11 protein-coding genes are annotated in these 18,099 nt (G+C 68.7%); 6 read left to right on the plus strand and 5 right to left on the minus strand.

Features of this window, described 5'->3' with window-relative positions; translation table 11 throughout:
• Positions 1-29 precede the first annotated feature (29 nt).
• Positions 30-590, plus strand: a complete 561-nt coding sequence (locus QSJ59_RS16385) for a tetratricopeptide repeat protein (RefSeq protein WP_285760434.1) — start codon at positions 30-32, stop codon at positions 588-590.
• On the opposite strand, the gene QSJ59_RS16390 is transcribed toward QSJ59_RS16385, so the two are convergent.
• Positions 542-2,320: an ABC transporter ATP-binding protein gene (locus QSJ59_RS16390; RefSeq protein ID WP_285760435.1), complete on the minus strand. Its 1,779-nt coding sequence runs from the start codon at positions 2,318-2,320 to the stop codon at positions 542-544. The genes QSJ59_RS16385 and QSJ59_RS16390 overlap by 49 nt on opposite strands.
• A 253-nt stretch (positions 2,321-2,573) precedes the next feature.
• On the opposite strand from QSJ59_RS16390, the gene QSJ59_RS16395 reads away from it, so the two are divergent.
• The 3 genes from QSJ59_RS16395 (at position 2,574) to QSJ59_RS16405 (ending at position 7,030) form a co-directional block, all read left to right on the plus strand.
• A complete protein-coding gene (locus tag QSJ59_RS16395; RefSeq protein ID WP_285760436.1) occupies positions 2,574-3,779 on the plus strand; it encodes a thiolase family protein in 1,206 nt (401 codons plus the stop codon).
• The gene (locus QSJ59_RS16400) at positions 3,776-5,869 is read left to right on the plus strand and encodes a 3-hydroxyacyl-CoA dehydrogenase NAD-binding domain-containing protein (RefSeq protein ID WP_285760437.1); all 2,094 of its coding nucleotides are present in this window, start codon (positions 3,776-3,778) and stop codon (positions 5,867-5,869) included. The genes QSJ59_RS16395 and QSJ59_RS16400 overlap by 4 nt, the downstream gene beginning before the upstream one ends.
• Positions 5,870-6,169: 300 nt before the next feature.
• Positions 6,170-7,030 (plus strand): MvdC/MvdD family ATP grasp protein, encoded by an 861-nt coding sequence (locus QSJ59_RS16405; RefSeq protein WP_285760438.1) that lies wholly within the window; start codon positions 6,170-6,172, stop codon positions 7,028-7,030.
• On the opposite strand, the gene QSJ59_RS16410 is transcribed toward QSJ59_RS16405, so the two are convergent.
• Positions 7,008-8,405 carry a condensation domain-containing protein gene (locus QSJ59_RS16410; RefSeq protein ID WP_285760439.1) on the minus strand — a complete coding sequence of 466 codons (1,398 nt, stop codon included), beginning with the start codon at positions 8,403-8,405 and terminating at the stop codon, positions 7,008-7,010. The genes QSJ59_RS16405 and QSJ59_RS16410 overlap by 23 nt on opposite strands.
• A 1,289-nt stretch (positions 8,406-9,694) precedes the next feature.
• A complete protein-coding gene (locus tag QSJ59_RS16415; RefSeq protein WP_285760440.1) occupies positions 9,695-11,965 on the minus strand; it encodes an MMPL family transporter in 2,271 nt (756 codons plus the stop codon).
• A 221-nt stretch (positions 11,966-12,186) separates the two neighbouring features.
• Between QSJ59_RS16415 and QSJ59_RS16420 the strand changes: the two genes are divergently transcribed.
• A complete protein-coding gene (locus QSJ59_RS16420; protein ID WP_285760441.1) occupies positions 12,187-12,882 on the plus strand; it encodes a TetR/AcrR family transcriptional regulator in 696 nt (231 codons plus the stop codon).
• Positions 12,883-13,344: 462 nt separating this feature from the next.
• Positions 13,345-14,319 carry a neutral zinc metallopeptidase gene (locus tag QSJ59_RS16425; RefSeq protein ID WP_285760442.1) on the plus strand — a complete coding sequence of 325 codons (975 nt, stop codon included), beginning with the start codon at positions 13,345-13,347 and terminating at the stop codon, positions 14,317-14,319.
• A gap of 124 nt (positions 14,320-14,443) precedes the next feature.
• Here the strand turns inward: QSJ59_RS16425 and QSJ59_RS16430 are convergent, their stop codons facing one another.
• Both QSJ59_RS16430 and QSJ59_RS16435 read right to left on the minus strand, forming a co-directional pair.
• Positions 14,444-16,582: a serine/threonine protein kinase gene (locus QSJ59_RS16430; RefSeq protein WP_285760443.1), complete on the minus strand. Its 2,139-nt coding sequence runs from the start codon at positions 16,580-16,582 to the stop codon at positions 14,444-14,446.
• A 115-nt stretch (positions 16,583-16,697) separates the two neighbouring features.
• Positions 16,698-18,062, minus strand: coding sequence for an FAD-dependent oxidoreductase (locus QSJ59_RS16435; RefSeq protein WP_285760444.1), 1,365 nt, complete (start codon positions 18,060-18,062; stop codon positions 16,698-16,700).
• Positions 18,063-18,099: the final 37 nt, after the last annotated feature.

Raw genomic sequence — 18,099 nt, forward strand, 5'->3', positions numbered from 1 at the left:
GTCGGACAGGTGACGCGGAACGGAGTGCCGTGAAACTCGCACTGTTGTTGACGAGAAGTGGACAGATCGCCATCGGGCTGGCCCTGGGGTGGGTCCTCTGGGAATCGGGGCGTCCGTTCCTGGGGGTCGCACTGGCCCTGGCGGTGGCCGTGATCATCCCCGGGGTGACCTGGTGGCTGTTCGAACGACGGCCCCCGCCCCCCAGCGGAGCAGCCCTGGCCAAGGAGATCTCCCGGGACGAACTGCTCCTGGGGCATCACGAGGAACTTCTGGGGCAGGCCCACCCCGAGACACTGACCAGCCGTAACAACCTGGCTTTCGACTACGTCCTGGCCGGGCGGCTCTCCGAAGCGATCAGGCACTACGAGGTCGCGCTGACCTTCGCCATCCACGTCCAGGGCCCGCACCATCCCGAGACCCTGACCGTACGGCGCAACCTCGCCGACGCCTACCGGCGGGCGGATCGTCCCCTGGCGGCGGCCTGCCTGGATACGGGCCCCCGCACCGACCTGCGCGGGGGCCCGGAAAGGGAGGGGCCTCCTCAGGAGTCCGACGTGGCCAGGAGCTGCGAGGTCGCGAGGTCGCGGTAGAGGGCGTCAGCGGCGATCAGCTCCTCGTGCGTGCCGGTGGCCCGCACCGCTCCGGCTTCCAGTACGACGATCCGGTCGGCGCGGGTCACCGTCGACAGTCGGTGGGCCACCACCATGACACTGGTCTCGCGCGCCGCCTCCAGCATCACCTGGCGCAGCGCCTCCTCGTTGCCCGCGTCCAACTGCGAGGTGGCCTCGTCCATCAGCAGCAGGCGCGGGCGGCGCAGCAGCGCCCGTGCGATGGCAACGCGCTGGCGTTCTCCCCCCGACAGCGTTGTCCCGCGGTGCCCGATCCTGCTGTCGAGCCCTTCCGGGAGGCGCTGGACCAGCTCGGAGAGGCGGGCCAGGCGCACCACCCGCTCCACCTCGGCATCGTCCGCAGCGGGGGCGGCCAGCACCAGGTTCTCGCGCAGGGTTCCGTTTAGGACCGGGGCGTCCTGTTCGACGTAGCCGATCGCGGCACGCAGGTCGGCCAGCGGCCACTCCCCGACGTCCTTGCCGTCCAGGAGCACGGTTCCGGCCACCGGATCGTAGAAGCGCTCCAGCAGGGAGAAGACCGTGGTCTTGCCCGCCCCGGAGGGACCGACCAGGGCGGTCAACCCGGCGGCGCTGTCGAAGGTGACGCCGTGGTGGATCATCGGCAGGTCGGGGGCGTACCGGAAGGCGACGTCGACGAAGGAGACGGTGGCGGGCCGGGCCCCGGCGGTCGGCGCGGGGACACCGGTGCTCTCCGGCTCCATGTCGAGACGACCGACCTCGTCGATGCGGTGGATGGCGGCAAGGCCGCTCTGGATCTGCGTGGCGGCGCTGATCAGCGACGTGATCGGGCCCATCAGGTAGAACAGCAGCAGCAGGAAGGCGATCAGCGCGGAGATCTCCAGGTCCCCGGCCGCTACCCGCGCGCCGCCGATCCCCAGGACGGTCAGAAAGGCGATGTTGACGGAGAGCATGGACAGCGTTCCGGAGAAGGCGGTCCAGCCGGCGACCGTCACCCCTTTCTCCCAGGCGCGCTGGGCAGCGGCTTCGACCTTTGCCCCTTCGGCGTGTTCGGCGCCGCTGGCCTTGACGGTGCGGAAGGCACCGAAGAGCCGTTCGAGCAGTGCTCCCATCTCTCCCACCGCGACCTGGCCGGCGATGGTGGCCTTGTTGATCCTGGGCAGCACGAACGCCATGACGAGGCCGACCAGGACGAGTACCCCGAAGGTGACGCCGAAGAGGGTGAGGTCCATGACGGCCATGAGCCCGACGCCGCCGAGCAGGAGGAGCCCACTGGTGAAGGCGTCGACGACGCTTCCGGTGGCGACCGAGCGCAGCAGGGTGCTGTCACTGGTGACACGCGAGATCAGGTCACCGGGTTTGAGGCGGTCCACTTCGGCGACCCGCAGCCGCAGAAGCCGCACGGCCAGTCCGCGGCGCGCGTCCAGGACGACGCTCTGGGCGACGCGTTCGAGGACGAACGCCCCGATGGCCCCGAGGGCGGCGCCGACCAGGATGAGCCCGCCGAGGACGAGCAAGGGGCGGGTGAGCGAGGTCCCTGCACCCAGAGCGTCGATGACCGTCTTGGCCACCAGCGGCTGGGCGAGCTCGGTGAGTCCGCCGAGAAAGGTCAGTGTTGCGCCGACGACGAGGATCCGCCAGTGCGGTCGGGCATAGTCCCACAACCGGCGCATCGAGGCTTTCGGGGCCTCTTGGAGGTCGGGGCCGGGTCTCTCGTGGTCCGTGGGTGGCATGGGCTCCTCGTCTCGATGGGGATGTCCGACCCGGAAAAGCGGTCAACAAAAGTTGACACAGGCAATCATGGATCGTCAATTTTGATTGACGGATGCTCGACAGAAGCGAACCATTCCCCCCATCTTCACCATCTCGCCTGACATTCCAGCGACGGCTTCAAAACCCCCACCCCCAATGCTCGCGCCACTAGTTACCGGCGAGTAGCATATGGACATCACGTCCACCCACCCGCTTGAGAAGAGAGGGGCAATCGTGCCGCGAACTGCCCGCGATGTCGTTTTTGTCGACGGGGTGCGCACTCCGTTCGGCAAGGCCGGCAAGGGCCTCTACGCCGAGACCCGTGCCGACGACCTGATCGTCCGGGTCATCCGGGAACTGCTGCGCCGTAATCCGGGGCTGCCCCCGGAGCGCGTCGACGAGGTCGCCATTGCCGCCACCACCCAGATCGGCGACCAGGGCCTCACCATCGGCCGCAGTGCCGCCCTCCTGGCCGGATTGCCGCGCAGCGTCCCCGGCTACGCCATCGACCGGATGTGCGCCGGCGCGATGACCGCGGTGACCACCAGCGGCGCCGGGATCTCCTTCGGTGCCTATGACGTCGTCATCGCCGGCGGCGTCGAGCACATGGGCCGCCACCCCATGGGCGAAGGCGTCGACCCCAACCCCCGGTTCCTCTCCGAGAAACTGGTGGACGTATCCGCCCTGGTCATGGGCAACACCGCCGAAAACCTCCACGACCGCTTCCCCGGCATCACCAAGGAGCGCGCCGACGCTTACGCGGTGCGCAGCCAGGAGAAGGTCGCCAAGGCTTACGCCGACGGCAAGATCCAGCGCGACCTGGTGGAGATGCTGGTCCGTTCGGCCGAACAGGGGTACGGCCTGGCCACCGCGGACGAGCCGCCGCGCCCGGGGACGACCATGGAGGGTCTGGCCTCGCTCAAGACCCCGTTCCGCTCACACGGCAACGTGACACCGGGCAACGCCGCGGGGCTCAACGACGGCGCGACCGGGGCGATCCTGGCCGCCGAGGACGTCGCCGCGGAACTGGGCCTGAGCGGACGCATGCGCCTGGTGGACTTCTCCTTCGCCGGCGTCGAGCCCGAGGTCATGGGGGTCGGCCCCGTCCCGGCGACCGAGCGGCTGCTGGAACGCAACGGCCTGGGCATCGACGACATCGGCCTGATCGAGATCAACGAGGCGTTCGCGGTCCAGGTGCTGGCGTTCCTGGAGCACTTCGGTATCGCCGACGACGACTCCCGCGTCAACCCGTGGGGGGGCGCGATCGCCCTGGGCCACCCGCTGGCCTCCTCCGGCGTACGGCTGATGACGCAGCTCTCGCGCCTCTTCGGCGAGCGTACCGACGTCCGCTACGGCCTGACCACGATGTGCGTGGGGCTGGGTATGGGCGGCACCGTGCTGTGGGAGAACACCAACTGGGACGGGAAGGACACCAAGTGAGCGGTCCCCTCGAGGAAGCACAGGACCTGTTCGGCGACGAGGTCGTCACACGCGCGCTCTCCCGCGACGTCGAACTCCCCTACGGTGCCGGCACTGCCGTACTGATCACCCTGGACAACGGGCACGACCACACCAAGCCCAACACGTTCGGCCCCGGCGGTCTCCTGAGCCTGGGTGCGGCGATCGACGCCGCCGCGGCGCGCACCGACGTCGTCGCGGTGGCCCTGACCGGAAAGCCGTTCATCTTCGCGGTGGGCGCCGACCTCAACGGCGTGCCCAGGATCCGGACCCGCGAACAGGCCCACGCCATCGGCAGGCTCGGCCACGACGTCTTCCGCAAACTCGGCGAGATCTCGGTGCCGACCTTCGCGTTCGTCAACGGCGCGGCCATGGGCGGCGGCCTGGAGGTCGCACTGCACTGCCGCTACCGCACCGTCTCCTCGGGCGTACCGGCGATCGCGCTGCCCGAGACCTTCCTCGGCTTGGTTCCCGGCTGGGGCGGCACCTACCTGCTTCCCAACCTGATCGGCGCCGAGCAGGCCCTCAAACTGATCATCGACAACCCGCTCGCCCAGAACCGGACGATCAAGGGCCCGAAGGCGTTCGACATGGGCATCGCCGACGCGATGTTCGAGCCCGCCGACTTCGTCGAGGAATCTCTGCGCTGGGCGGCACGCGTGGTCAACGGCGACGTCACCGTCGAGCGCGCCGGCGTGGACAAGGGCGAGGCCTGGGACCAGGCGGTGGCCAACACCGGCTGGGTCGTGGAGGGCAAGCTGCACGGTGCGGCCCCCGCTCCGGTGCGCGCGCTGGACCTGGTGGCCAAGGCCAAGGACCGCACCCGTGACGAGGGCTTCGCCGCCGAGGACGAGGCCCTGGCCGACCTGATCATGAGTGACGAGCTCACGGCCGGCCTGTACGCCTTCGACCTCGTCCAGAAGAGGGCCCGCCGCCCCGCCGGTGCGCCGGACAAGTCGCTGGCACGCAAGGTCACCAAGGTCGGCGTGGTGGGCGCCGGTCTGATGGCCGGTCAGTTCGCGCTGCTGTTCGCGCGCCGACTCGGGGTGCCCGTGGTCATGACCGACCTGGACCAGGAACGTCTGGACCGGGGCGTGGGCTACGTGCACGGCGAGGTCGACACGCTCCTGGCCAAGGGCCGGGTCTCCACGGACAAGGCCAACCGGCTCAAGAGCCTGGTCACCGGTTCGCTGTCCTACGAGGCGTTCTCCGACGCCGACTTCGTGATCGAGGCGGTCTTCGAGGAGATGGCGGTCAAGAAGACCGTCTTCGCCAAGGTCGAGGAGCACGTGTCGGCCGAGGCCGTTCTGGCGACCAACACCTCCTCGCTGTCGCTGTCGGAAATGGGCGCAGACCTCAAGCACCCCGAGCGCCTGGTCGGCTTCCACTTCTTCAATCCCGTGGCGGTGATGCCGCTGCTGGAGGTCATCCGCGGCGACGCCACCGACGAGGCCACACTGGCCACGGCGTTCGTGACCGCAAAGGGCCTGAAGAAGTCGGCGGTGCTGGTCAAGGACGCTCCCGCGTTCGTGGTCAACCGACTGCTGACGGTCTTCATGGGCGAGGTCATGGCGGCGATCGAGGAGGGCACCGAGCCCGAGGTCGCCGACCGCGCGGTGGCACCGCTCGGACTGCCGATGTCGCCGCTGCTGCTGCTCCAGCTGGTCGGGCCGGCGGTGGGCCTGCACGTGGCCCAGACCCTGCAGGCCGCCTTCCCTGACCGGTTCGCGGTCTCGGCCCAGTTCGAGGAACTGGTGGCCACGGGCAAGAAGAACATCTTCGCCCCGGACTTCACCATCGACCCGGAGGTGCGTGCGCTGCTCACCGGTGGTGACCGCCCCTCCGGCGAGGCCGAGATCCTCGAACGCGTCCTGGTGGCGCTGACCCGGGAGATCAGGCTGATGCTGGACGAAGGCGTGGTGGCCGAGCCCGCCGACATCGACCTGTGCCTGATCACGGGTGGGGGCTGGCCCTTCCACCTGGGTGGGATCACGCCCTACCTGGACCGCTCCGGAATCTCGGAGAAGGTCAACGGGCGCCTGTTCCACCCCGACGGCCTGAAGGCGGTCTAGGAGCCGCACGCTGCTCGGCAACGAGCCGCTCCCCAGGAGTCAGAACTGATTTCTCAGTCCACCTTCCGGGGAGCGGTTCAAAACCCCGAGGGCTATCGTCACCTGCCATGCGGCTACACGCGCCCCGCCTTTACTTCGGCGGGAAACACACCCCACGCCTCAACCGAAACCCCCACATGCCCAAGGCCCCGGTTCTGCGTGTCACGCACGAACACCGCATCCGCAGTCTCGGGGCAACCTCTACACAGGCACCTGTGTTCTGCTCCCCGCGCACGCGCGCATGACCCTACCGCCGACCTGGTGATCTCCCGACTCAACGAGCGGCACGTACCGCTGGTCCGGTTGGATCCCGGCACCTTTCCCCACCAGGTGGAGACGAGCGCCGAATTCTCTGTAAGGGGTATGGGCGGCTACCTCAGCACCCTCACGCGCGAGCTTTCGCTGGAGAGAGTCCGGGCTGTGTATTGGCGGCGTGCGTCCGCCTACACCGCTCCTGCCTGCGTGGAAGAGCAGGATGCCGCGTGGACCGTCGACCAGATCCGGTGGGGGCTGGGCGAGATCTTGGCGTCGATACCGGGAGCGTTCTACGTCAACCACCCGTGGCGCAACCGGGACACTGAGGCCAAACCCGCTCAGCTCGAAGCCGCGACCCGGTGCGGGCTCACGATTCCACGCACGCTGATCACCAATGTTTCGGACCGGGCACGTGCCTTCATACGTGCAAACGCCCCGGCGGTATACAAAACCCTTTGGAACAGTGACTATCGGGCGTCGGACGGATGGTCGTTCATGACGGCCCGCTCGATGCAGGCCCCGCCCGCGCCGCCGATGGTGTTCTCCTCCGATGCGTCCGAGCGGCCCACCGAGGTGGGACCGGGGGTGTCCGATGATTGGGCGGGGCGTTTCGTCGTCCAGCTCGCGGCGCCGGGCGCGACCCCGCTCGTGTTGGGTGCTGGGCGTGGGGTGCGTGACATCGCGTCAGGGTCGTGGGCGCTCGCCGACGACGACGGGGACGGAGGGTGGGTCGTGCGTCAGCACGGCCCGGTGCGGTTGTGGGACCGCATCGAGGAGGCCGTCGGCCTGTGGCAGGCTGCGGGGCGCGTGGTCGCCGGCAGATGGGCACGGAGCACGGAACCGGTCAGAAGGTTCCGTTCCCGATGATGTTGTCCATCGTCGTGCCGAGCGTCCCCAGGAATTCTTTCGCGGTCCTGCGGGCCTGCGGCGTGTCTGGAAAGGCCGCGTTCAGGTACAGCCCCGTGTCGTTCCGATAGAACCAGAAGAAGATGCCGTTGCTGTGCGACCCCCAGATATGTCCGCAGGCTTTTCGCGCGACCTGACTACCCGCCCCCGGAGTCTTGCCGAAATCAAGGTAGGAGAAGAAATTGATGGGGAAGGGCCACCCTTGAGGGCCTGCATGTTGCGACGGCATCAGGTCGAAAACTTTGGGGAACGGCACATTGGCACTCTTCAGCATCGCGACGAGCGCGGTCCGCACCGCACCAATAGTTTCCGCGAAGTCCTTTTCCCCTGCAACGGAGAACTCGACCGGAAGGGTGTTGACGAACCAGCCCATGCTGTTGGCGTATTTGCCCCGCCCGCGCCGGCTGACCGGCATGAGACCTCGGTAGACCTCCGGTCCCCCTTCTTTCCTTAGGGTGACCGCGACAGCGGCCAGGACCCCCGCGGCCAGCTCGCTGCCCGCTTCTCGGCAGCGGAGCTCCATCGCGTCGGCGTCATGGCCTCCCAGCAGGGGGTACGTCTCGTTGATCACGGGGTACATCACGCCCGGCTCGACCCCGAGGTCGAGGGGAAACCGCGGGAACATCCCACCGTTGCGCGCCGTGAACCCCTTCCAGTAGTCCAGTCGGCTGTCGTCGGGGGTGAGCGACCGGCCGCGGTCGCGCTCCTGGACGGCGAAGTCGAGGTAGCTGCCCACCTCGGGGAGGACGACCTCCTCACCGCGGGAGAAGGCCTCATAGGCGGTGCTGATGTCCTCCACGACGACCGGGGTCGACACCCCGTCCGTCACGAGGTGGTCGCAGGCGAAGTACACCGTCGTGGATTCGTCCCTGATCATCGCCCCCATGACGAACCAAGGGCCGCGGAGCGTGTGGGTGCCCTGGAGGAACCGGTGGACGTACGAACGGACGTCTGCGGTCGACGCGAGCTGCCCCACCTCGACGAGGTCGACCTTGATCTCCTCGGGTGCCAGGAGCTCGATGGCCGGCCCGTCGTCGGTTGTCCGGAACACGCAGCGCAGCACCTCGTGACGGCGCACGAAGTGGAGGAGGGCGGCTCCGAGCGCGTCACGGTCGAGTCGCCCCCGGATCTCGAATGATCCGCCGATGTACGACGGGCAGGAGATCTCTTCTCCCTCCAGGTACTGCGCGAGGGCGAAATGCTGCTCCTGGATGTAGGAGGCGACCGGAGGCGTTTGCGTGGGTTCGGCGGCTCCACCCCTGGTCGGGGATACCACGCTCCATTCCACGGCGTACCCCGGTGCAATATCCAGCTCTTCGATGGGAATCTGACGCATGATTGCCTTTCCTGTTGTCAATTGCCGTATCGCCGGCACATTCGGGATTCATCATCGGGCGGGAAACGGACAGACGCTGGCATTCAACGCAACTATCCGGCTGCGACCCGGCGCACGACCAAATCCGCTCGATCGCATCGAAGGCGACCGGGACGGCACCGGCGGATCAGAATTTGAACGAGACAGGCACCGTCGGGCTCAGGACAACCAATTCCCGAAACGACTCAAAGGAATTACTTGTCCGATAGCGGCTGTCGTCCGAGAAAACGACCAGCGCCGGTAGTGGTCGTCGACGGCGGGGCGGCCCCCGCCGGACACGTGTTCGTCCTGCAACGCCATCGGCTCGCCGCGCATCCCAGGGAAGCGCCCGGGCAGATGACGTCGATCGGGCAACTGAACGCCACTTACCCCGGCATCGGGGAGCTCCGGGCATCCGATAGCCGGGACGCCCGCGATCGGAAGGGCCGTGCCGACCTCTGCGTTGCGGACACCGGCAGATGTCCTGTCACGCCTTCGCCCACCCTGGCCGTGCGCGTCACCACCGAGCACGTCGGACCACCGTTTCGGAGGCGGTCGTGGAGAGCGTGGAGGCAGTCGGGTGTCGTCCGGGCGCACGCGTACCCGCCGAACAGGGAGCGGTCGTTCGCGCACGCTCCGGGCACGGGAACGCGGGCGGGGGACCGGAACAGCTGCTGCGGCGTCGGGGGGCGGACAAAGGAGGCGCTGCCCCCTTGTCGACCGGCTGCCCCCGAAACCGCGGCGAAGCGCCGGCGCCGGCCCCGACGCGGATCGTCTCTCAGCGCTCGTCCGCGGCCGACCGGCCGGATTCCGTCGCTCCTCGCCCCCCGGGGGAGGCGGGCACGGCCCGGACCCGCTGCCGGGGCGCATGGGCCGGCCACCTTGGAGGAGACCGCGACCCACGTGTGTTCCGGGCGCTTCTGCTCGCGCGCCTCGCGGGCGGCACTGAAGTGCCTGTACTGGTTGAACGAGGCGGTGGCCCGGACGCGGCCGTCGGTGGCCCGGGACCCGTGGGCCGGTTCGGGGTGCCATTGGACCAGTCGTGTGATCAGCGCGTTCGAATCGGCCCATGGAATGTGCAGCACGGAGAAGTCCTCCATTGTGGGCATGCGGTAGCCGCCGCGGCAGCGGGGACCGGGCCGACCCCCGACCCGATCCCCACGACGCTACACAACCAACCGATCACCAAGGGTGATCTTCGGCCAATTGCCCACTTGCGTCCCCCCGCCCGCCCCCGTTTCGGCCGGGATAGGGGGACGACCGAGACAGGGTCAGCCCACGGGCGCGGTCGCGCGTTCGCGTGCGCCCTCGGACTCCGCCTCGGGAACCTCCTCGGACTCGCTGATGCCGATGCGGTCGTGCAGCCAGCGCAGCGGACGCGGCAGCCACCAGTTGGCGCTGCCCAGCAACCGCATGGTGGCCGGAACCAGCAGGGCGCGCACCAGGGTGGCGTCGATGACGACCGCGACGACCAGGCCGATGCCCATGATCTTCAGGGACAGCAGCCCGGAGACCCCCATACCCGCCAACACGACCACCAGCAGCAGCGCGGCACTCGTGATGATCTGGCCGGTGCGCTGGAGTCCGACGGCCACGGAATGGGAGTTGTCCCCGGTGAGCAGGTACTCCTCCCGCACACGGCTGAGCAGGAACAGCTCGTAGTCCATGGCGAGACCGAAGGCGATGATGATGATCAGCACGAGATAGGTCGGGTCGATGGTGCCCACGGCCTCGAAACCCAGCAGACCGGCGAGGTGACCTTCCTGGAAACCCCAGATGACCACGCCCAGCGACGCGCCCAGCGACAAGAAGCCCATCAGGACGGCCTTGATGGGCAGAACCACCGAGCCGAAGGCCATGAACAGCAGCACCAGGGTCGACAGCGAGACGAACAGCAGCGTGTAGGGCACGGCGTCGACGATGGCGTCGACGTTGTCGATCTGCATCGGCGCGGCCCCGCCCACCAGTACCTCGTCGGCGCCTTGGGGGATCTCTGCCGCGCGGACGTCACGCACCAGGTCAGCGGTACCGGGGTCGTCGGTCTCGCCCTCGTAGCTGACGGTCAGGTGCGCGACGTCGTCGCCGGCGCGCACGAGTGCGGCGCCCTCGGCCCCGTCGAGGTCACCGAGTTCGGCGGCGAAGGCATCGAGGTCGTCAGCGGCCACGTCCCCCACAACGGCGACGTCCAGCGAGCCGAAGCCTCCGCCGGGGAAGTCGTCGCTCAGCATCTCGGTGGCGATTCGGCTGTCGGAGGTGTCGGGGAGGTAGCGCTGGTCGGTGGAGCCGATGTGCAGGGACATCAGGGATGACGCGAAGGCGACGAGTACCGCGCCGACGACGAGCAGGTAGAGGGTGGGGCGGCGCATCACGCTGTAGGCCAGGCGCGACCAGGCTCCCGTGGCGCCCGGGCGGCTGTCGCCCTCGCCGGGGCGTGCAGAGGCGTCACGTTCGGAGCGGCTGCGCCACCGGGCCGTGAGGGAGCCCAGCAGCGATCCCTGTCCGCCGAAGGAGGGAAGGCGCAGGGCGTCGACCCTGCGGCCGATGACGGCGAGCAGCGCGGGAAGGACGATGAGGGCGGCAACCAGGTCGAACAGGACCACGGCAATACCGCCGATCCCGATGGAGCGCATGATGGGCTGGGGGAAGAACAGCAGCCCGGCGAAGGCGATCATGACGGTGACGCCTGAGAAGGCGACGGTACGCCCCGCGGTTGCCAGGGTTGTGGGGATGGCAGCGGCGGTATTGCCGGAACGTTTCATCTCCTCGCGGAAGCGGCTGACCATGAACAGCCCGTAGTCGATGGCCAACCCCAGTCCCAGGATGGTGGCGACGTTGACGGCGAAGACGGAGATGTCGGTGACATAGGTGAGCGCGCGCAGCAGCGTGAGGGACCCGAGGATGGCCAGACCGCCCACCGCGAGCGGCATGAGCGCTGCCACCAGGCCACCGAAGATGACCACCAGCAGCAGGAGCAGAACCGGGAGCGAGAACAGTTCGGCGCGAATGATGTCGCTCTCGGCCTGCTCGGAGATCTCGGCCTCGATGGGCAGCGGGCCGCCGAACCGGGCGTCCAGTACATCGGAGTCGATGTCGTCGACGATGGCGTGGTAGGACTCCATCCGCTCGGCCTTGTCCGCACCGTTGAGGGTGAGCGGGATGTACGTGGCGTGGCGGTCCTCGGAGACGAGGGCACCGCGCTGCATGTCGGTGAGCCCCTCGTCGAGATAGGTCGTGGCCGATTTCACGTGCTCGTCGGGCAGCCGGTCGACGACGTCGCCGATGGCACGTGCGAAGGTCGGGTCGTCGACTTCGACGTCGTCGTCGCGGTAGACCGCGACGACATCCACGTCGTCGCGCCCCAGTTCCTCCTGGAGGACTTCGGCGGCTCTGGCCGACTCCGCACCGGGATCCTCGAAACCACCGTCGGTGACGGCGCTGAACAGGCCCGTGCCCCAGACCCCGGCGAACACGACGAACGCCCCGGTCAGCAGAAGCACCCAGACCCGGCCACGGTAGGCGAGCCTGCCGAGCGCAGTGAACATGAAGCGACCCTCCGATGGGTGTTAATTTAAGGTAAATACGCCTAATTTCAGTAAACGGCGTAAGCTTACGCCGTTTACTGAAGCGGACCGCGTTAACCGATGTCAAGGTGGGCAAGGCGGGCCCAACCCTCCGGTAAGGAACAACTGTGCCAAACGAGGCGGTATCAACACAGGTCAGCGGGACGGAACCGGCAATCCAGCCGCTGTCCAGGCGTGAACGTGTGCGCGAAGCCACACTCGTGGAGATCAAGGACATCGCGCGGCGCCACCTGGTGGAACACGGTCCGGGCGGAGTCTCGCTGCGCGCGATCGCGCGCGACATGGGCATGACCGCCCCCGGCCTCTACCGCTATTTCTCCAGCCTGGACGACCTGTTGCTGTCGCTGAGCGCGGACTTCTTCACCGAACTTTCGATGGCCGTACGCACCGCCAACGACGCCCTCCCGGAAAGGGACGTGGACGGCCGTCTCCTGAGCTCGCTGCGCGCCTTTCGTACCTGGGCGCTGGCCAACCGTGCCGAGTTCACCCTGTTGTTCGGCCCGTCCCACCCGCACCGCTCCTGCCAGCACGAGAGCGTGGCGATCGAAGCGGGCCGGCACTTCGCGGCGACCTTCCTGACCCTGTTCGACGAGTTGCTCCAACAGCACCGGGTCAGCCTTCCTCCCGAGGACGACATCTCCCCGGAACTGAGCCGGCAGCTGCGGGCTTTTGCCGAACACGCCGGCTTCACCACGGAAAACGCCAGCGACGGTGCGCTACGCGTGCTCGTCGGCTGCTGGGTCCGGCTTTACGGGCTGGTGTGCATGGAGGTGTTCCAGCACATGGAATTCGCCATGGACACCATGGAAGCCCTGTTCGAGGCTGAGTTGAGCGACATCCTGAGCTCAGCAGGGGTGGAGTACCGGTCGCCCCGGTAAACGGGAACGCACTCGTCTGCGACCGCGCCCCATGCGCAATCCGCACGGCGCCCCGAGCCACCCACGCCCACCCCATGTCCGAATAGAGTTGATCAACCCCATTGGCAACCCCTCACACCGAAGGACCCCGTTTTGGACGTTCCCCGCGACGGTGAGCCTGAGCCCGGCCAGGAGCCGCCCCCGGTTCCCCAGGCCGCACCGCGTGAGCCGACCGTGGATGAGCCCCGCCCCCAGCAGGGTCCCTCGCCCGCACAGCCGCCCCCTTCCCCAGCGCACACCGACGGCCGGCCGCCTTCGCAGCCAACAGCCGAGAACGGCCGGCGGTCCCCCGTCGGTCCCCCTCCCTGGGCAGCACCGGGCGGGCCCTTCCCCGCCGCACCGGCTCGTCCCCACGGCCCGCCCGCCTGGCAGCAGGGAACGTCCGGTCCCGGCTACCAGCAGCCGCCCGGATGGGGCTACGGTGTGCAACCGTCTCCCCCGGGGCACGGCCAGGGGCCGTGGCCGTACGCGGCGCACCCTGCCTCGGGGTACGGCCCGTGGGCGCCTCAGCCCTCACAACCCCGGCCCCTCCGCCGCGGACTCGGCCTCTGGCTGACCGCGGGAGGCTCGGCGTTCGCCGCGGTGGTCTCACTGGTGCTGTGCGTGGGGCTCATGGTCGTCTCCATCCAGGACGGTTCGACCTCCCCCGGAAAACCCGAACGGCCCTACGACTCCAGCTGGTACTCCTCCGCCGACCCGATCGCCGTGGACATCCAGGACCACCCGCTGTACGACCTGTCGCCGCCGGCACCGGTGGACTGCGACGTCCCCGCCTTCGACGCCTCCTCTGCGGCGGAGTGGGAGTCCTTCACCGAGACGGTGGGCCCCTGCCTGGACGCCATGTGGAACCCGACCATGGCGGAACTGGGACTGCACCCGGAGACTCCCTCCTACGTCGTGCTGGACAAGGTGCCGCCGGAGATGGAGGGCGACGACGAGGAGGGGTGGGTCCTGGCGTACTACATGGACTACGACCTCACCATCACCGTGCTCGTACCCAGCGTCCGCAACCTGCTGCCGTACCCCAACATGGGCGACGAGCGCATTTGGTTCGCGCTCCTGGCCCACGAGTACGGCCACCACATCCAGGGACAGACCGAGATCCTGGCGGAGAGCGACTCCGTCGGCAACAGCTCCACGTCCGACAACGAGTTCCTGGACTCGAGCCGCCGGGTGGAACTCCAGGCCGAGTGCTTCGCAGGAGCGGCCTTCACAGCGGTCAACGGGTACGGAGCCGACGATGCGGAGTTCACCAACCGCAACTTCAACGCCGACAGTGCCGACAGCACCAGCCACGGGAGCGCGACCAACCGCGTGCACTGGTTCGACTCCGGGGCCGAGATGGAGACCCTTGAGGCGTGCAACACCTTCGGCGCGAGCAAGGCGCTGACCAAGTAGCCGGGGAAGCGCGCTCCCCCGCATCACCGGAACGGGCCGTGCTCGCGGCCACCATCGCGAGCACGGCCCGTTCCGGTGCGCCCTCCGATGCCCAACGTCGCGGTGGCAGGACCGGGCGGGCCTGCTAGCGGGTTCTCTCCAGCTGGTGGCGCTTGCCCTCGGCCTGGGCGATCCGGTCGCGGATGGAGTACAGGGTCTGCTTCAGATAATTGATATGGGCCTGACGACCAGGGAAGTCCGCACTGTTGCGCACGACTTTGCGCAGCACGAGGGACAGCACTCCCACCACCAGGATCCACGTGAAGTAACCGCCTGCTCCCCCACCGCCCGAGGAGAGATCGGCGACACAGCCGGTAACCAGGCCCAGCAACAGGAGTGCACAGACGATCGGGTGGGCGACCGAACCGATCTCGTACCAGCGGTGCACCCGCACGGCCTTGTCGATCGCCGCGACGTAGTTGTCCTGTTCCCTGCGGCAGGTGTGCTCCAGACTCCCCAAATGATGGGCGACGTCACCGGCCTGCCCCAGCAGCGCGTCCGCACCGGCGCGGGCCGGACCCGTGACCGGTCCGGCAGCGGCCTGGAAGGCGGCCGTCCACGCCTCAGTCGTCGTGGAGACGAGCTGGTCCTCCTTCTCGGACCGGCGTTCCCCCGCGAGCAGCCGGGCAAGGACCAGGACCGCGGTGTCCGGCCGGTCGGGCTCGAACAGGACCGCGCTGTCGTGGCCCTGCGCCAGAATCCGGTTGATGTGCTGCGCGGTCCGAAATACTGCGCGGGCCGCCTCCTGATAGTCGCGGACCAGCATCTGATAGCCCTGGCAGGGGGCCTCGGACGGGCAGGAGTGCCGGGGGTCGGCGCAGTGGTGGGTGGCCATGACCGACAGCACCTCCTCCAACCAGCCGATCGGGCTGCGCCGCATCCCGGGCACGAAGAAGGCGCGGACCAGGGTGTCCACGGCCGCGGGGTTCACCCCGTCGCCACGGACCAGGTTCTGCTTGAGCAGCCCCATCCGCATGTCGAAGCCCCGGTAACGAGGGGCGAGGTCGGGGCGCAGGTCGGCGACGAAGCGTGCCACCGCGAGGTCGGGGGCCTCGGGTTCGCGACGCAGCACGGCCCGGTTGACCAGGGTGTCGCCCAGGTCGTCGATGATCCAGTCGCGCAGATCACCGCGGCTGAGCGAATCCCCGAACATCAGCACGGCCGCCGGCCAGTCTCCCTGCATCGCCTCGGCCAGTGCCCCGGGTTCGTAGAAACGCCGGCCGGCGAACTCGAATGGCGGAACGGACCTGGCGGAACGGGACAACTGGTGGCCCGGGCCGGTGACGACCCCACTGGCAACGGGCGGGGGCTGCGAGCGGTAGGCGAAGGACGAGGCCGCGGAGGATCGGCGGGGCCCGGTGGGCTCCAGCTTCTCCACCGCTGTGCTGCCCTCGCTCAACGCCGACTCGGTGTCCATTCCCCGCTCCCCTGCTCCGAGGAGGGTGTTGAGGAGTTCGTGGGCGCGGTAGCGCCGCCCGGGTTCCTTCTCCAGACAACGACGCACCACCGGCAGCAGCGCCGGGTCCAGGCCGGCAAGGTCGGGCTCGTCCATGATCACCCGTTTGATGACCGCCGGTACGTTGGGCCCGTCGAAGGCGTTGCGCCCCGTCGCCGCGTAGGCCATGACCGCCCCCCAGGAGAAGACGTCCACGTGCGGGGTGAGTGCGACGCCCTCGATCTGTTCGGGGGCCATGTAGGCGGGGGTCCCGATAACCGCGCTGGCCAGGACCTTGGTCTGCTCTGTGGCCTTGGCGATCCCGAAGTCGATGACGCGGGGGCCGTCCGGGGCGAGGATGATGTTGTCGGGTTTGAAGTCGCGGTGCAGGATGCCGGCCCGGTGGATGGCGGTCAACGCCGTGGCGGTGGAGATCGCCAGTCGTTGTAGTCCGGCCCCGGAGAGCGGCCCTCGATCATGCACGCGTTCGGCCAGCGTGGGGCCTTCGAGGTACTCGGTGGCGATCCAGGGCTGGGGGGCAAAAAGATCGGCGTCGAAGACCTGGGCGATGCAGAAGGGACTGACCTTGCGGGCGGCCTCGATCTCTCGGGAAAGACTTTCGCGCACGCCCTCGGTCGCCTGGCCGCGGTGCAGGAGTTTGACGGCGGCGAGCCGGCCTTGGTCGTCCTCCCCCAGGTAGACGGCGCCGAAGCCGCCTTCGCCGAGCAGGCGCTGCAACCGGTAACCGCCGACCTTCAGGTTCTCACCGTTAGCCGCTTCTTGCGTCACCGTCGCGTTCCCCTCGCAGCATCGGCACCTTTTCCCGCCCGCGCAGTCTGCCGGCACCGGGATGTTTGACGGACACCGAAGCGGGCCGGTGCCGAATGCGGCCGTGTCGGCACGGTCAGCGACCGGGATGTCGCCGGTCTCCGATTGCCCTGAGCAACTCCGGCCATCCGCAGAGCTTGACGCGTTCACCGCGCGACAACCGCCGGGCCAGCGCGGCCTCCGCGGCATCGATGTCCAGCCAGTCAGTATAGGAGCTGGTCGCCGCACCGCAATCGGCCAGCATCCGGTCGGCGCAGACGTCGGGTGGGGTCCTGCGCAGCATGGGCGCGTCCTCCAGGAGCGCCCGGGCGGTCTCGGCGGCGTCGGACTTGTTCGTGCCGATCACCCCGTAAGCGCCTCGTTTGAGCCATCCGGCGACGTACTCTCCGTGCATCGGATGCCCGTGGGAGTCGAGGGCCCGGCCCCGGTCGTGAGGGACCGTCGCGGTCACGGGGTCGAAGGGAACACCGGGAAGCGGCCGACCGACCGAGCCGACCGAGCGGACGACCATTCCCACCGGCAATACCTCGCGTTCACCGGTCCCCTGCAGCCGCCCCTCGTCGTCGAGTCGCGTGTGCTCGAGCTCCAGGCCCTCGACCCGCCGGGTGCCGAGGACCGCGGTGGGCCTTCGCCAGAACCTCAGTTCGACACGGCGCACGCCTTCTTTCGGATGCCGGGCCCATTCGGCCAGGGTTCGCACATTGGTGCGTGCCGTGCGCGACATCTCCTCCGGGGCGAGGGACGGGGACAGGGGCGGATCGGTGGGGTGCACCCCGATACCGACACCGGGCAGGCGCCCCAGCTCGCGCAGTTCCTTGGGGGAGAATCTGGTCCGGTCCGGTCCGCGCCGCGCGACCAGGTGCACCCTGTGGATCCGGCTGGCGGCCAGCGCGTCCAGGACGGGTGCGGGGACATCGGTGCGGCGCAGGTCGTCGACGGTGCGGCTGAGGACGCGGACCACATCCAGCGCGACATTGCCCGCCCCCACGACCGCGACCTCTTCGGAGTCGAGCGCGAAACACCCGAGGCCGGTGTCGGGGTGGCCGGAGTACCAGTTGACGATGTCGACGGCGGCGATGCTTCCCGGCAGCTCCTCGCCGGGAATCCCCATGAGGCGGTCGGTGGAGGCACCGGTGGCGTAGACCACGGCGTGGTAGGCGTGGGCCAGGTCGGTGCGGGTGACATCGCGACCGAATTCCACCCCGCCCACGAATTGCACGCGGGGGTCCTCCAGGACCCGGGCCAGTACGGCGGCAATCGTCTTGATGGTGGGGTGGTCGGGAGCGACACCGTAGCGGACGAGGCCGTAGGGGGTGGGCAGCCTGTCGATGACGTCCACGGCCACGGGTTCGCGGGTCTGGCCGATCAGCGCTTGGGCCGTGTAGATGCCCGCAGGTCCGGATCCGATGACGGCGACGCGTAGCGCGTCGGATGGCTCCACCCCACCATTGTGCCTCACAACCGCAGGTCGCAGCGGT

Source organism: Nocardiopsis ansamitocini (assembly GCF_030268225.1).
GTDB classification, from domain to species: Bacteria; Actinomycetota; Actinomycetes; order Streptosporangiales; family Streptosporangiaceae; genus Nocardiopsis_D; species Nocardiopsis_D ansamitocini.

What these genes read in the sequence shown, in the direction of transcription:
- QSJ59_RS16390 (WP_285760435.1), bottom strand. Translation starts at nt 2,320, where the DNA reads ATGCCACCCACGGACCACGAGAGACCCGGCCCCGACCTCCAAGAGGCC.
- QSJ59_RS16410 (WP_285760439.1), bottom strand. Translation starts at nt 8,405, where the DNA reads ATGCGTCAGATTCCCATCGAAGAGCTGGATATTGCACCGGGGTACGCC.
- QSJ59_RS16415 (WP_285760440.1), bottom strand. Translation starts at nt 11,965, where the DNA reads ATGTTCACTGCGCTCGGCAGGCTCGCCTACCGTGGCCGGGTCTGGGTG.